Consider the following 15,344-nt stretch of genomic DNA (forward strand, 5'->3'; position numbering starts at 1 on the left):
CTCGGGCGCCGCTTCGCACGTCAGCGAAGCAGCGCCGGCCAGGCCGGGTCACCGGCTATGCCGAGGAGTTGGTCTTCGGACAGCGGGGGCTCGCCACCCACCGGCGGGCTGACCAGAATCACGAGGGAGGCATCGTCCGGGTAGTGCACGACGACGCTGGTCGCGCCCCCGTGCTGGTCGCCGGCGCAGACCACCGTCCGGGTGCCGTCGGCCCGGGTCTCCCGCTGGCAATCCTCGGCCGGCTCCTCGTCCCGCTCCCCGGGGTCGACACTCCCGGAGGGGTAGGCACCGATCTCGATCCGGGCCGAGGCGACGCCGTCGGCGACGGTCAGGGTCGCGCCCCCGGGCGTCTCGTCGGGCCGGTCGGTGATCGTCAGTCCGTCGGGGGCCAACTCTTGGAACAGCGTCCGGACCTCGACCGCCGGAACGTCGGCCCTCGGACCGGTGTCGAGGGACTCCCCTGGCGCGCCGTGCAACGCGTCGACGCGGTCGAAGAGCAGCGGCCAGAGAGGCTCCGCGGAGAGCGAGACCAGCTCCGCCTCGCTGAGCGGAGGCACCCCGGGTGTGGCGGACGCCGACGGCTCCGTGGTGGCGAGGTCGATGGTCAGCCTCCGCAGCCCGTCCTCTCCTGGCCCCCAACTCGTCGGCGCGTCCACCCACACGGTCCAGGAGCGACGGCCCTCCGTGTGAAGCGGGCCGTCGTCGCCGCTCTCCGACGCCCCGCCGTCCCCGTCCTGGCCGACGAGGTCGAAACTGTGCGCCTCCAGCTGCGCCTCCGTCACCGAACGCAGCGAACCGTCGGGCAACTCCTCCTCCTCACACCGCGCCTCGTCCGGCGCCAGGGCGGGGCAGCCGGCATGGGCGCCCCAGTCCTCCGTCACCCGGCGGGAGAGCGCCACCTCAAGCGTGTAGCTCGTCTCCCCCGCTTCGAGCACGAACAACGCGGCGGGGTCGGCGGCTTGATCCACGCCCACGGCCGACGTCCGCGTCACCCGCGCGTCCTCGGGAAGCATCCCGCTCACCGCGGCCGTCAGCTCGGCTCCGGTCTCCGGCACCCCCGGCGGCGCGGCGACGCCGCCGCGATCGGCCGCCTCGCCGCTGCCGCCGGGCAGTTGGGTGGCGAAGACGGCGATGCCGGCGACGGCGGCGGCCCCCGTGGCCGTGGCCGCGCGGCGCCGCCACAACCGCGACCGGCCGCGTCGCAGGGCGCCATCCGCCAGCGCCTCGGGGTCCGGCTGGAACCCGCCGCCCACCTCCCGCAGTTGGGCGGCGAGCGTCCGCTCGAACGGACTGAGCTGGTCGTCGTCTGGCTCGTTGGTCATCGAGGTCCCCTTTCGCCGGCCTCAGACGGCGGTCAGTTCGGCGAAGCCGGTCTGCTCCAGCTCGGCCCTGAGCTTGGCCAGCGCGCGGCTGGAGCGGGAGCGGACGGCGCTGGAGCTGGTGCGCAGGGCGGCCGCCGTCTGCTCGATGCTGAGGTCTTCCAGGTAGCGCATGACCACCACCGCCCGGTCCTTCGGCGGCAGGGTGGCGATGGCCTGGATCAGGGTGACCCGCAGCGAGAAGTCCCCTATCTCGACGGGCTTATCGGGAAGCCAGGCGGCGGGCTGCTCGCCGCTGCTGCGCCGCCTGCGGTGGGTCACACAGGCCCGGACCAGAACCTTCCGCGCGTAGGCGTCCGGATTGTCGATGCAGCGCTTCCGGCCCCACACGGTGAACATCCGCCCGAGGGTCTCCTGAACGAGATCCTCCGCGAGGTGGGTGTCGCCGCCGACCATCAGGCACGCCGCCCTGAAGAGCCGCGGACCGCGGCTCTCGGCGAACTGGCGAAAAGACTCCTCGTCTCGCCGCCTCATCACATCCCCCTGGCTCTTCTCTCAGGCCGTGGTCTCGTCCCGCCACCGTGGCCTCTTCGTGGGTGGCGCGAGCGCCGACGCGATGCCTACGGAGCTGACATCCGCGTGGGTGAGGACGGCCCGGATATCAGGGGGCGGAGCGTCGTCACCGGCCGTTCGCTCTCCGCCGGCGCACCGCTCGTCGGCGTCCAGGGCGTCGTCGACCACCGCGTCCTGGGCCAACGCCTTCTCGGCCTCGGGGAGCTCGGCCACGGGGCGCTCAGCATCGGGAGCGGCGTGTGTGCACGCGCCGTGGGCCGGCTCGCTACGGCCATGACCACGGCGGTCGTCGTCCCCGTGAGGGCGGCGACGACAGTGACGAAGGCCGCCAGCCACCACTTCCACCAGCGCGCCAGCCCGCTCCTGTCACCGGCTCTCATCTCGTGCGCACTGCTCATGGCTACCCCCCTGCGGCTCCTGTGGCCTTCGGTCTTCCGGTCCTCCGCGAGGAACTCCGCCCCTCGCGTCCCTCACCTAGAAAGACGCTCCGGGCCCCCTCCGATGTCGCAACGCTTCCGAAGTTTTTTTGAGACCGCCGGCGGCCCCGCGCTCCGGGCGCGCGCGACCGCCGGCGTCGGTGAGACGGCCAGAGAGGGCGTTCCCCGAGGGGTCAGGGAGCGACTTCCCCGATGACCTCCAGCTCCTCGATCGGAATCACGGAAGCGGTCTCGTCGCCCCCGTGTCCGTCCGCTTCCGCCGCCAACTCCGCCGGCAGCGGCTCGGGCTGGGCGGCCTCCGCGGCCACGTCAGCCCCCGACTCCTCCGCGGCGATGATCTCCAGCTCCTCGATCGGGATGACGGAAGGGCTGGCGCCCTCCTCCCACCCGACGCCCCCGGCGTCCGGCCCGTCCGCGTCGCCGTCGGCCTCCTCGGCGGGCGCTGGCTCGGCAGGCGACGCCTCCCTCGCTTCGAGCTGGTCGCCCGAGGGGCGCTCCTCGGCGGGAGCGGTGGTCACCGGACCGCCGTGGGGGCCACCGCTGAAGCCGTCGTCGGCGACCTCCTCGGCGGTGGCACTCCGCGCACCGGACTCGCCCCCGCCGAACGTCCCCGGCTGGGCGTGACTCGGCGCGGCGGCGCCCATCGTGGCGAGTGCCGCGGCCACGCCGGCGGCTATCCCCACCAGCCGGTGCTTCGACGACCCGCGGACGGCTCCGTGGCTGTGCTTACTCATACGCTGCGTCTCCTTGCCTTCGGAAGCGGGGCCTGCTGGCTCCTCGGCGAGCGGGCTCCTCGCCCTCCTCGCCCCGCCACCTACAAAGACGCGCCGGCACGGCCCGCATGTCGCAGCCGTGCCCGATGTTCTCCGCGCGGCCGCCGCCTCAGCTCTCGGAGGGGGACCCCGCGCCGTTCTGGTGGATGTGCATGTCGCCGCCGGTCACGGCGTAGACGGTGCCGTGCTGGTGCGCCGTGTTGGTCTGGGTGCCCGAGGCAGCCGCGCCGTCGACCGGTTCCGGGGTCGGCGGCGGAGGCGGCCCCTGGGTGGAGACGTGGTTTCCGTCGCCGACCACGACCGGGCCGTGGGCGTCGCCCCCGATCCGCACACTGCGGCGGTCGTTCTGTGTGGCTGTCATGTCGCGGACCTTTCTGTTCGCACAACGTTCGAGAGGAGACGCTCGTGTGGTGGCCGCCCGCGTCCCTCAGAGCTTCTGCCGGGTCAGAGTCACGTCGCAGTTCACCTCGCACGGCGGAAGGTCGGGGGGACTGGACGCGTGCAGGGCAAGGCTCTGCCCGTCGTCGGCGAGAAGCAGATCGAGGTCGCCCCAGCCCAGCGGCTCGCAGTCGGCGTCGAACCACTCCTGCCGTCCGCTGAACTCGTCGCCGTCACCGGTGATCTCGATGACCTGGACTCCGCAGCCCTGACCGGGCGCCCGCATGGAGAAGGCGCCACCACCGTCGTCCGTGACCGTCCAGACGCCGCCCCACTCGTCCTGCCACGCGCCGGCCAGACCGGTGGCCGCCTGCTCGGCGCCCCCCTCGTCACCGCTGTCGTTGAGAGTGACCCCCAGGATCACGCCGCCGAGGGCGAGGGCGACCCCGCCGCCGATCACCACGGAGAGAAGTGAACCTCCCATGCCGAGGGCCGTTCCGCCGGCTCCCGCGCTCGCCGCCGCGCCCTGGCCGCCCGCGCCGGCGAGAGCCTGACCCGCGCCGCCGTCACCGCCGCCCAGGCCGCCACCCCAGCCACCGTCGTGCCCGGTGCGCGGCGGCCCGTCGAGATACCCGCCGCCCCCGTGCGAGGGCTCCTGCGGCGTGACATACGGGTTGCCCGGTGGCGACGCGGGCGGTGGGGGCGGTGGCGGCGCCTGGGAGGCGAAACCGCTCTGGTCGAGAGTGGTCAGGTCGTCGACGGGCCGGGACGGTTCCAGCGGGGTCGAGTGCTCGGCCGACGAGTGCAGCGAGGCCGGCTCAGACGAGGCGACCGGCTCGGACAACGAGACCGGCTCGGACGGCTCCGCCGGCTGAACCGGCTGCGACGGTTCCGCGCACGGCGGTTCGAACGGCGGTGGCTCCGGCTGTGCCATCCCGGAAGACGTCCCCTCCGGCGTCGCCGGGCCGACGCCGTCTGCCGGTTGGTGAGTGGCCGGGCCCGCGCCCGTCTCCGCCACCGGAGGGTCGCCCGCGCCGGCGCCCGCGTCGTGACGCGCGCCCTCAGTGGGCGACTGCGCCTCCGCCGAGGAGGCAGGCGGACTGTCGTCCACCGTGCCGCCGCCCCCGGTGCTCCACTCCCGACCCAGCCACGCGGCCTCCGCCATCAGCGTCGCCGCGACCGCGTGCTTGCCGATCAACAGCGCCCGCACGCCCTGCTCATGGGTGAAGAACGCCTCCGCGCGCCGGTCCCCGGCGCTCCTGGCCGCGCCCCAGCCGCGTCCCAGCAGGACGCCCCACGCGCCGAACCGCAGCGAACGGGCCATCGCCACCGCGGCGGCCCTGGTCAGTCGCACCGCGAGATCCGGGTGCCCGTTGCGCTCGGCCAGCGCCGCCACCACGTCCAACGCCGGCCCGTGCGCGACGACCTCGGCCGACGTGGTGCCCGCGAGGCCCACCCAGCGGGTGAAGTGGCCGCAGAGCCTCTCCACCGAAAACGGAACGGGGAAGCGTGCCCGCACGGCCGGGCGCAGGTCGGCGGTGCAGCGGTAGCCGTGCTCCCCGGCCAGCAACAGGCCGAGCCGCACCAGGCGTTCGCAAAGTTCGACCGGCGCGTCCAGATTGGTGAGCGCCCCGATGTGCGCCGGCGCGATCTCCGTCTCGTCCAGGGTGACCATCAGATGAAGCACATCCATCGCCGACCGGTCCGCCGACAGCCCGTCGAGCAGCATCGGCAGCAGCTCCGCCACCTGACCGGGCCGCGGCAGCGCGCCCCCGCCGCCCGGCGCGAGCCCGGCGAGCGCCGCCGCGCGCACCAGCGGCAGCGGCAGGCCGGAGGCCGCGGACCAGAGCGCGGTCGCCGCCTCCGTCTCCTCCTCGGGGATCGGTCGGCCCAACTCACGCTCCAACAGGGCGTGGGCCGCGCTCTCCCGGAGCCCGACGAGCCGGATGGCCGTGCCACCGCTCCAGAGCGAACGCTCCACGCCGGCGAAGACGAACGTGGCGTCGGGCGCCGCGTCCATCAGCTCCTCCAGCTGCTCGGGGGCGAGATCCGCGTTGTCCACATAGACCGTGAGGCGCACCCCGGCCATCAGCCGGCGCAGCTCCCCGCGCGTCGGCACGTAGCCGGGGGCCTCGTAGCAGGACTCGAACAGCTCCTGGGCGATGTCGCCCGCCTCGCGCCCGCTCGCGCTGACGAACACCACCCCGTCGGCGCCCGGCGGCAGCTCCCGGGCGGCCTGCCGCAGCAGGGTGGACTTGCCGACGCCCGCGTCGCCCCACAACTGCACCTGCTCGCCCGCGGCGACGGCCCTGGTCAACGCCGCGAGCTCGTCCTCCCGTCCGAGCGGCGGCGCCGACTGCCGCCTCGGCGGCAACGCGACAGTGGAACGCCGCACGGGACGCGGCCGTTCCCCCTCGACCAACACGGTCACATGGGAACCGAGTTGCGCATCCACCACCACGTTGCGGTCGCCCGCGATCACCGGCCCTCGCGCGTCACCTCCCACCTCGACGCGCCGCGCACCGCCCGAGGGCGCGAACGGCGACGTGCCCCCCACCGTTGCCGCGCCCGCCCTCGCCCCACCGTCACCGGCCGCGTCGCGTTCGTCGACGTCGCGCTCGTCCACGGCTCCCCCTCCCGGTCGTTCCAAACGGTCAGCATCGAGCCGACCACTGAACGCTAGCGATCCCGCCCCAAACAGAAACCGTCATTCGAGGGTTTCCCCGACATGTGCATGGCATGAACGCGGGAACGCCGCCGGTAATCGAAAGAAGGCCACCGCCCCGTCACCCGAACGCGATCTCCCGCAGCCGTCCCAGCCGTTCGACCCGGACCGTGCGGTACCCCGTCGACACCACGCCCGCCTCCCGCAAGCTCCGCAGCGCCTTGTGGACGGTCGGTTCCGCGGCACCCGAGAGCGTTGCCAACTCCGGCTGGGTCAACGGCCAACGGATCACCACCGCGTCCCCGGCGCGCTCCCCGTACACCATGGCGATCTGGTGCAGCACCCGCGCCAGTCGGGTCGCCGCGTCGCAGCCGGTGAAGTCGACGCGGAAGGCGTTGGCGACCCGCAACTTGGCGACGATCGCCCGGTCGACCGCCTGCCCGATCTCCGGATCGTCGCGCAGACAGCGCAGAAAGTCGCCGCGCCGCACCAGCCTGGCCGCCACCGGCCCGCACGTGGTCACGGTGGCCGAGCGCGGACCGCCGTCGACGGCCGCGAACTCGCCCACCAGATCGCCGCCCCTCCGCACGGCCAGCAACGCCTCCCGGCCGTCCTGGGTCCGCCCCGTCGCCTTCACCACGCCGCCGAGCAGGACCAGGACGAACGTGGTCTCCTCGCCCTCCCCCATCAGAACCCGGTCGGCGGCATAACGCCGCCCCACGCCCAGGGCGAGCAGCCGCGCGCGCGCCCTCGGGCCGAGGCCCCCGACCAGGCTGGAGGGCGGCCAGTCCCACACCACGCGCGGGCGCGCCCACCGCCCCGCGCCCTCGCGCCCGTTCACCACCATCCGCGCGCTCCCGTCTCCTCGACGGCGCCTCGCGCGCGTACGCGCGCACGCTAGGAGTGTGCCCAGACGCACGGCGGTGGAGCGCGCCCCGCACCGCCGATCCGCCGTCTCGCCCGCATAACGGCGCCGGAGACCGCGCCGCACGGCACCGGAAACGCACACCGCGCCGACACCCCCGTGCCGGAGCCCCGCGCCACGACGCAACCCCGCACCACGACGGAAACCCGTACCACGGTGGAAACCCGTACCACGACGGGTTCGCCACGCGGGTTCTGCGGCAGCCTGGAAGGCGAGCGCGCCGGAACGAGGGAGGGACACCCGTGACCGAAACTGACGGCATGGCGACCGGGTTGGCATACCGCGCGATCATGGCGGTCGACATCGAACGGTCGGCCGGGCGCGGCAACACCGCGTTCTTCGCCGCGCGCGAGGCGCTCGACGCCGCGCTGCGCGGGGCGTTCTCCGAGGCCGGCATCGCGTGGGGCGCCGGCCACCACCACGACCTGGGCGACGGGCTGCGGGTGACCCTGCCCGCCGACACCCCGAAGGCCCGGCTGCTCCACCCACTGGTCCCGGAGTTGGCGGCCCGGCTGCGCGCCCACAACCGAACGGCCGCCGAGGAGGCGCGCGTGCGGGTCCGGATCGCGATGCACGCCGGGGATGTGCGCCTCGGGCCCGCCGGCGCCGCCGGCGGTTGGCCGTTCGAGATCCTGGCGCGCCTGCTGGACGCCGCGCCGGCGCGCGCGGCGCTCGCGCAGGCGCCCTCCTCGGTCGTGGCCGCGGTGCTGGTCTCCCGTCACTTCCACGACGAGACCGTGCCCCACGGCTATCCGGGGATCGACCGGGAGCGGTTCCAGCGGGTCGCCTTCACCGCCAAGGAGTACGCGGGGGAAGCCTGGCTGCACCTCGCCGGCCACCCCACGGCGCCGCCCTGGGCGGGCGCCGGGGCCACGGGAGTTCCCGCGCCCGCGCCCGCGCCCGAGCCCGAACGGCCCGCGTCGCCCGCGTCGCCCGCGTCGGAAATGCCCCAGGTCGGCGGCGTCTCCCACATGCACAACACCGCCTCGGGTCACGCGACCCTCTTCGCCTCCCAGAACGGCGGCCAACACATACACCAGCACGGCAACGGCGCCTGAGGGGGCGTGCGGCGCACGCCCGTCTGCCCCCGCCGGCCCGCGGGGCGCGGGGAGTGCCGCGACGGCCGACCGGGCGCCCCCTCGGACGACGGTCCCCTCAGACGATGGCCCCTCAGACGATGGTCTCCTCCGCCGGCGGCGGCCCCGGCGGGGTGGCGCCGGGGGCGAAGGGGGTGCCGCCGAGCTCCTCGCGGTGGTGAGGGGTCGTCCAACCGGACAGGTCGGGGCCCGCGGGAACGACACCGGTCGGGTTGATACCGGTGTGCACCCGGTAGTAGTGCTGCTTGATGTGGTCGAAGTCGACCGTGTCGCCGAAGCCCGGCGTCTGGTACAGATCCCTGGTGTATGCCCAGAGCACCGGGTCCTCGGTCAGCTTGTTGCGGTTGCACTTGAAGTGGCCGTGGTACACCGCGTCGAAGCGCACGAGCGTGGTGAAAAGCCGGATGTCGGCCTCGGTGATGTGGTCGCCGACCAGGTAACGACGTTCCGCCAGGCGGTCGGAGAGCCGGTCGAGGCGGTGGAAGACATCCGCGTACGCCGCCTCGTACTCGTCCTGGTCGGTGGCGAACCCGGCCCGGTACACCCCGTTGTTCACATCCCGGAAGATCTCCTCCGCGATCTCGTCGATCTCGTCCCGCAACCGCTCCGGGTAGAGGTCGGGCGCGCCTGGCCGGTGCAGGCTTGTCCACTCGGTGGCCAGGTCGAGGGTGATCTGCGGGTAGTCGTTGGTGACCAGCACCCCGGTCGGCACGTCCACGATCGCCGGCACGCTGACGCCGCCCGGGTACTCGGTCTCGCGCGCGTCGTACGCCTCGTGCAGAAAGCGGATTCCCAGCACCGGGTCCCGCTCGTCCGGGTCCAGCGTGAACCGCCAGCTGCGGTCGTCCTGGATCGGGTCCACCACCCCGAGCGAGAGGGCGGACTCAAGGCCGAGCAGCCGCCGCGAGATCAGCGCCCGGCTCGCCCACGGACAGGCGCGGCTGACCACCAGCCGGTAGCGCCCCGCCTCCACCGGCCACCCGTCCTCGCCGGCCACCGTGATCCGGTCGGTGAAGTGGCTCCGTGAACGCTTGAACTTCTTACGGCCGTACTCGGTGTTGCCCTCGCCCAACCCGGTCATTGCGTTCCCCGCGTTCCCTCGGTTTCGGATGCGTGTGTCGTCACTGTCGTGCGGGCGGCGGCCCGTGCGCGCGTCCCGCGCACGCGTCCGGCCCTCCTCGGCAGATGAGAGCACTCCCCTCCGCCCAGGTCACCCTTGCCACGCCGAGGGCCACCGCGACCGCCCGCACGCGCTCCCGCGCGCCCCCGGGACTTTTTCGCGCCCGCGCACCACGCCGGAGAGCGCGCGCCCTCGCCGTTCCCGTTCCCGTTGCCGTTCCCGTTCCCGTTGCCGTTCCCGTTCCTGGCGCTGTCTCCTTCGCTGTTTCCGTTTCGCACGCAACGTGCCCCGGTCCGCCCCGTTCATGCGGCGTGTCACCCGGGGAACCGGCGAACGGAAACCGGTGGGCGACGGCGCGCGGAAGCCGGCGGGCGAAAGGGGCGGCCGCCGGCTTCCGCGCGCCGTCGCGAACAAGCCAACTGCCGTCGAGCGCCCGGGACATGTGGACGCAACGGTTTCGTCACGCGCCGGTCGGCGGTACCGTGCTTGCGGGAGCGCTCCCATACGGCACGGCGGTAATACCTCGACCCACGGGTTCGGGGCGACCACCCCACAGCCGCGCACGGTGGCGGGCGAGCAGACAGCGGAAGCCGTTCGCCTGGCCGGCCGCGCGGTGACGCGGGTGTGGTCGTCAGGGCCCGAGGTCGAGGAGGACTCTAGAGGAGACCCCCCACATGGCCATTCGACCTCCCACCGACCGCGGCATGACCGCCCGGCGCACCTCGCCGCTCGGCGGAACGCAGGTCCGCAGGGCACGCTTTCTGAGCCTTCTGGTGACCGCGCTGGTCGCCATGGTGCTGACGAGCCTGCCGTCCCCGGCGGCGGCGCACGGCGTCGCCATGTCGCCCGGCTCGCGGACCTACCTCTGCTACCGGGACATGATCGACAACGGCACGCCGACCAACCCGGCGTGTGCCGACGCGGTGGCCGAGACCGGCACCACCCCGCTCTACAACTGGTTCGCCGTGCTGGACTCCAACGGCGGCGGCAAGACCGAGGGGTACATCCCCGACGGCGAGCTGTGCAGCGGCGGCAGCAACGGTCCCTTCGACTTCTCCTCCTACAACGCGGCCCGCGACGACTGGCCGAGCACCGACCTCCAGGCCGGCTCGACCATCGAGTTGCAGTACAGCAACTGGGCCGCCCACCCGGGTGACTTCGACGTCTACATCACCAAGAGCGGCTGGTCCCCGACCGACTCCCTCGGCTGGGGCGACCTCGAACTCCTCGGCAGCGTCACCGACCCGCCCCAGTCCGGCGGCGCCGGCTCCGACGGCGGTCACTACTACTGGGACGTGACCCTGCCGTCCGACCGGACCGGCCAGCACATCCTCTACGTGCACTGGATCCGTTCCGACAGCCAGGAGAACTTCTACTCCTGCTCGGACGTCGTCCTGAACTGAGCCACGTCCTGAACTGAGCCACGTCGTCGACCGATCAGTCCGTCGACCGCTCAGTCCGTCGACCGCTCCGCACACCGCGCCCCCGCCCGGCCACGCGCCGGGTGGGGGCGCGGCGCGTGCGGGGGGCGCGCGGGGAGGGGTGGCGCCCCCCGGGACGGGCAGCCGTACCGCAACGACTACTGCTGAGTGCTGACCCTCCGCCGGAACACCGTCGTGCGCACGTACGCGTATCTCGACATGGTCGCGGTCAACACACTCATCGACCGGGTGCCGGCACCTCGTTGGCCCTCCGGCACGGAATCCCGGGCCGGAGCGGCGGCTCCGCCGTGCGGTGTGCGCGGCGGAGCCGGGCGGCGCAGGACGGCCGTCGTTCAGCGGGCCGGCGCCGGGCTGTTCAGCCATCCTCCGGCTTCTCCCCGGTGGCGGACTCGGCGGACTCAGCGGACTGGCCGGGCTCCGGGGCTCGGCCTCCGAGTCCCGCGTCAGGTGGTGGTCCAGGCGGCTGCCCCGGCTGCGGGCGTCGCGGTCAAGGTCGCGGAGGGCGACGGCGAGGCGGGTGCGCGGGGCGGCGAGGTCGGCCCGCGCACACCCGTGGGAAGCGGTTGAGGGCTTCACGCGCGAGCGCCGGCCTCACGCGACAAGAGCTGGCGAAGCGCGCGATCGCGCCCCGCTCCCGCATCGCACACACCGGCCTCACCCGGTCCTGACGCCGGTCAGAGCACCGGCGGGGTGATCTTGAACCGCGCGTTGATCCGGGCGTGGACGGTCTGGCGGCGGGGCTCCAGGTCGAGGGCCGCGGGGGCGGGGGACGCCGCCGCGCGGCCCGCCGGGGCGGCGGCGCCGTAGCCGGTGCGGGCGGCGGCGAACTCCGGCTGGCTCTCCGCGCCCAGGTCGGCTATGTCGATCAGCCCGGCCAACTCCGCGCCCACCGCCTCGGCGTACTCGCGGGCGCGGGCGACGGCCTGGCGCACGGCCTCCTGGCGGGCCTCCCGGTGCACGGGCGAGCCGGGGCGCAGACCCCACCAGGGGCCGGAGACGCTGGTCAACTCCAGGTCGGCGAGTCTCGTCGTCACCTCGCCCAGCGCCGTGAAGTCGTTGAACACCGCCTGGACATGGACCTTCCCGTGGTACGCCCGCACCCGCTCGCCGCGACCGCGCAGCTCGGGGCTGATGGAGAAGGCGCCTGTCTCCAGCTTCTCCGTGGCCTCACCATAGGAGCGGAGCAGGTCCAGCACCGCGTTGTTGCGCATCGTCAGGTCGTGCAACGCGGCGCGACGGTCACCGCCCCGCGCGCCGACCGTGACCCCGATCCGCGCGGTCTCCGGGTCCACCTCCAACCGGGCCTCGCCGCGCACGGCGACGCGGGGTGCCTCCGGTGCGGGGACCGCGGAGGTCCCGGGCGCCCCGGAGGTCCCGGGGGTCTCGGGGGTCTCGGGCACGAGGCGGGCGGTGTGGTCGGACGGCGTGGTCATCGCTGCTCCGTGAGTCGGCGGGTGCCCCGGGCGGGCCGGGTGTCTGGGTCACGAGCGTGGTCAACGGGGTGGGGCCCGACCGCCGGCCACGCTCGTGGCCGGTACGCCCGGGACCTGTCCTAGCCGGTCGCCAGCGGGCGCTCCCCGGAGAGGTCCTCGACCTCGAACTCCACTTCGAGGCCCCCGGGCCGGTAGTTCTCCGCCTCCTGGGAATCCAGCACGAACGTCGTGAAGTACAACTGCCCGTCGACCTCCTCCGGGTCGGAGAGGGTGATCGCCGTCTCGAAGGGGGTGTCCGTGCAGTCGGGCGAGCACCATATGCCGGAGAGCAGCCCGTTGCCGACCGCCCGCTCGCCGTCCCAGCGCTCCCACTCCAGGCCCCTGACGGCGGAGAACTCGCTGAGCCCGATCGCCTCCGGCTCCGCCGAGGGAGCGCCGCCCTCGCCGGAGTAGTTGGCCACCAGGGGCAGCTCCTCCGAGACGTCGGGGGGACCCGAGGCGTCGTCCGAGGCGTCCGCTCCGGCCTCGTCGTCGGTCGGCGTCTTCCCGGAGGCCGACTGGGTCTCCGTCTCCTCACTCTGCGCCCCGTCGTCCCCACCGCACGCGGTGAGTGCCACGTCGAGCGCCAACACCCCGAGCATCGCCGCACCCGATCGGAACACCCGCGCGGACCCTGCCGCTCGTCGGTGTCCGCTGCCGCGCGTGCCCAGGTTCATGCGCCGTTCCTCCGTGTCGGTTGCGTCGCCGCCACCAGGCGTGTTCCCCGCGGGCCGCCCGGCATGTGCCCGCGTCCGGGACACGCCGTGGCAACTGCGGGGAGCGGGCTGAGGGTTCCCACCGCACAGCATCGGGGCGCGGCGGTCATGACCGTGGACAAGCTCCCGCGAGCCCCGCTCCGGGCCCTGTCAGCCCGACCGCGCGGGGCCACCGGGCTACCTCGGGGCGCGGATGATCGAGAAGATCACCCGCAGGACCAGGACACCGCTGAGCATCAGCAGGTTGAGACCGATGACGTCGTAGAGGGTGAGGGAGCCGGCGATCTCGCTGTCCTCGGACTCCTCGGCGCGCAGCAGCAGCACGCCCATCAGGCCGATGAGGCCGCCGAGGAACGACAGCAGCACGTCGTTGACGATGCCCCGGATGAAGCGGCGGTCGCGCGGGTCGGCCAGCAGCCTCACCTGGAAGCCGAGTCGGCCGCCCTCAAGGGAGTCGGTGATGCGGTCGATCCGGCGCGGCAGGCGGCGGATCACCGGGATCAGGGACAGCGTCTCCTCGGCGATGGTGCGGCCGGCGGCCTCGGGGGTGAGCTTTTCCTGTATCTGGCCGGCGGCCAGCGACTGGGCCTCCTCGACCAGGTCGAAGTCGGGCGCGATCCGCTGCACGGAGCCGGTGATGGTGCCGATGGCACGGAAGACCGCGGCCAACTCCGGCGGCACCCGCAGCCCGTGCGCGGTGACCATGACGAACAGCTCGGCGAAGATGGCGGCCTGGTCGGGCGGGCCGCCGGGCGCCAGGTGCTTGGCCATGAACCGGCCGAGGGAACGCTCCAGTTGGTCCGCGTCGGTATCCTCGTGGCGCTCGACCAGCTCCAGCATGGCGTCGCAGAGAGCGGCCGGGTCCTGCCGGTGTATCGCCAGCAGCATGGTCTGGAGCGAGGACCGCAGGGAGCGGTCGATGCGGCCGACGGAGCCGAAGTCGAGCAGCACCAGGCGGCCGTCCTCCAGCAGCATGATGTTGCCCGGATGGGGGTCGGCGTGGAAGACGCCCCCGGTCATGATCTGTTGCAGCAGGCAGCGCAGCAGCCGGCGGGCTACCTCGGTGGGGTCGAGGCCGCGCTCTTCGAGGACAGGTCCGGCCGTGTCCAGGGTGACGCCGTCGAGCCACTCCAGGACGAGCACACGCTCGGAGGACAGCTCCTCGTAGACGCGGGGGATGGCGACGTCGATCTCGGGGTCGTCGGCGCCGGCCGAGGCGGCGATGGCGACCATGTTGCGCGCCTCGACCCGCAGGTCCAGCTCCTCGTGCAGGGAGGCGGCGAAGCCGGCGGCCAGCTCGGTGGCGCCGAAGTTCCTCCCCCAGTCGGTGTGTTGCTCCAGCTTGCTGCTGAGGCGGAAGAGGATGTCGAGGTCCTGCTCCACGACGTCGCGCGCGCTGGGACGCTGCACCTTGACCGCCACCGCGTCGCCGTTGCGCAGGCGGGCCCGGTAGACCTGCGCCATGGAGCCGGCGGCCAGCGGCTCGGGGTCGAACTCGGCGAAGATCTCCGACGGGTCGGCGCCGAGTGCCTCGCGGAGGACGGGGGTGATGCGCTCCGTGGGCTCGGGCGCGACCTGGTGCTGCAGTTGGGAGAGCTCCTCGATGAACTCCATCGGCAGCAGGTCGTAGCGGGTGGAGAGGAGCTGGCCCACCTTGACGAAGGTGGCGCCGGCCTCCTCCAGGGCGAGCCGGAGGTTGATCGCGGTGGAACGGTAGCTCTCGCCGGTGGCCGGGCGGCCCTTGCGGCCGCGGCCCCGACCGCTGAGCGCGCTGCCGAGCCCGTGGCGGATGGCGATGCGGCTGAGCGCGGAGTAGCGCCGGGTCCTGGCGATCTGGCGGCGGACGCGACCGGGCCAACGGACCACGTTGGCCAGCGAACCGGTCGGCAGCAGCACCTCGGAGAGCGCCAGGAAGAGGAGGGCCGCGACGGCGGCGAGGCCCAACTGGACGGTGATCAGGGCGCCTCCGCGCGCGTCGCCCATCAGCTCGCCGACCATCCAGAAGACGGCGGCGCCCGCGCCGCCGGTGAGGGTGGCTCTGATCAGGCCGAGACGCAGCCCCAGGATGCGGCCGGCGCCGGCGGAGAGCGCGGCGACGAAGAAGGCGAGTGTGGCGGCGGCGATGACGAGAAAGAACGCCAGTTCCATCGATCCTGCCCTGGGGGCTAGCGGGTGTGTGGGGGCGAGGCTCGCGACCCTGGTATGTGACGAGCGATGTCCAGACTGTCACCGAACGGCCGCCCAGGACGGGGAGCGGGCCCGGTTTTCCGGAAGCTGCACCGATGGCCATGGATCCGGCCCTACCGATGGCCAGGGTTTCCGGAAGCTGCATCGGGCACCGACGGGAGCGCGCCCGGATGGTCTGCTACGGGGGGAACCGCTGTATGTCCAGCACGGTGCCAGCCTAGCTGGACCGGGAATTGGGGA

12 protein-coding genes and 1 pseudogene are annotated in these 15,344 nt (G+C 73.5%); 2 read left to right on the forward strand and 11 right to left on the reverse strand.

Translation table 11 applies throughout. From position 1 onward, the window contains the following. Window positions 1–20 precede the first annotated feature (20 nt). The 7 genes from CRP51_RS11700 to CRP51_RS11730 all read right to left on the reverse strand — a co-directional run bounded on the left by CRP51_RS11700 (window position 21) and on the right by CRP51_RS11730 (window position 6,992). Entirely contained in the window at window positions 21–1,322 is a 1,302-nt protein-coding gene (locus tag CRP51_RS11700; protein ID WP_097231034.1) for a hypothetical protein, read from the reverse strand. 21 nt (window positions 1,323–1,343) lie between these two features. Then, window positions 1,344–1,853 (reverse strand): SigE family RNA polymerase sigma factor, encoded by a 510-nt coding sequence (locus tag CRP51_RS11705; protein WP_097231035.1) that lies wholly within the window; start codon window positions 1,851–1,853, stop codon window positions 1,344–1,346. A gap of 21 nt (window positions 1,854–1,874) precedes the next feature. Continuing rightward, the gene (locus CRP51_RS11710) at window positions 1,875–2,105 is read right to left on the reverse strand and encodes a hypothetical protein (RefSeq protein ID WP_097231036.1); all 231 of its coding nucleotides are present in this window, start codon (window positions 2,103–2,105) and stop codon (window positions 1,875–1,877) included. A gap of 397 nt (window positions 2,106–2,502) precedes the next feature. Then, window positions 2,503–3,063, reverse strand: a complete 561-nt coding sequence (locus CRP51_RS11715; RefSeq protein ID WP_097231037.1) for a hypothetical protein — start codon at window positions 3,061–3,063, stop codon at window positions 2,503–2,505. Window positions 3,064–3,211: 148 nt separating this feature from the next. After that, the gene (locus CRP51_RS11720) at window positions 3,212–3,463 is read right to left on the reverse strand and encodes a hypothetical protein (protein WP_141514582.1); all 252 of its coding nucleotides are present in this window, start codon (window positions 3,461–3,463) and stop codon (window positions 3,212–3,214) included. Between the two features lie 66 nt (window positions 3,464–3,529). After that, window positions 3,530–6,106, reverse strand: a complete 2,577-nt coding sequence (locus CRP51_RS11725; RefSeq protein WP_097231039.1) for an ATP-binding protein — start codon at window positions 6,104–6,106, stop codon at window positions 3,530–3,532. Window positions 6,107–6,266: 160 nt separating this feature from the next. Then, entirely contained in the window at window positions 6,267–6,992 is a 726-nt protein-coding gene (locus CRP51_RS11730) for a Crp/Fnr family transcriptional regulator (RefSeq protein ID WP_097231040.1), read from the reverse strand. 320 nt (window positions 6,993–7,312) lie between these two features. Between CRP51_RS11730 and CRP51_RS11735 the strand changes: the two genes are divergently transcribed. Then, the gene (locus tag CRP51_RS11735) at window positions 7,313–8,128 is read left to right on the forward strand and encodes a hypothetical protein (protein WP_245880530.1); all 816 of its coding nucleotides are present in this window, start codon (window positions 7,313–7,315) and stop codon (window positions 8,126–8,128) included. 112 nt (window positions 8,129–8,240) lie between these two features. Here the strand turns inward: CRP51_RS11735 and CRP51_RS11740 are convergent, their stop codons facing one another. Further along, the gene (locus CRP51_RS11740; RefSeq protein WP_097231042.1) at window positions 8,241–9,248 is read right to left on the reverse strand and encodes a glutathione S-transferase family protein; all 1,008 of its coding nucleotides are present in this window, start codon (window positions 9,246–9,248) and stop codon (window positions 8,241–8,243) included. Between the two features lie 743 nt (window positions 9,249–9,991). On the opposite strand from CRP51_RS11740, the pseudogene CRP51_RS11745 reads away from it, so the two are divergent. Continuing rightward, window positions 9,992–10,687 (forward strand): annotated as a pseudogene (locus tag CRP51_RS11745) (lytic polysaccharide monooxygenase auxiliary activity family 9 protein); the annotation flags it as partial. A gap of 716 nt (window positions 10,688–11,403) precedes the next feature. Here CRP51_RS11745 and CRP51_RS11750 read toward each other — a convergent pair. From CRP51_RS11750 to CRP51_RS11760, 3 genes are all read right to left on the reverse strand, one after another. Next, entirely contained in the window at window positions 11,404–12,162 is a 759-nt protein-coding gene (locus tag CRP51_RS11750) for an SIMPL domain-containing protein (protein ID WP_097231043.1), read from the reverse strand. Window positions 12,163–12,281: 119 nt separating this feature from the next. Continuing rightward, window positions 12,282–12,824, reverse strand: a complete 543-nt coding sequence (locus CRP51_RS11755) for a hypothetical protein (RefSeq protein WP_141514584.1) — start codon at window positions 12,822–12,824, stop codon at window positions 12,282–12,284. A gap of 270 nt (window positions 12,825–13,094) precedes the next feature. Next, window positions 13,095–15,065 (reverse strand): ABC1 kinase family protein, encoded by a 1,971-nt coding sequence (locus tag CRP51_RS11760; protein WP_097231045.1) that lies wholly within the window; start codon window positions 15,063–15,065, stop codon window positions 13,095–13,097. Window positions 15,066–15,344: the final 279 nt, after the last annotated feature.

Source organism: Streptomyces zhaozhouensis, assembly GCF_900230195.1.
Classification (GTDB): Bacteria; Actinomycetota; Actinomycetes; order Streptomycetales; family Streptomycetaceae; genus Streptomyces; species Streptomyces zhaozhouensis.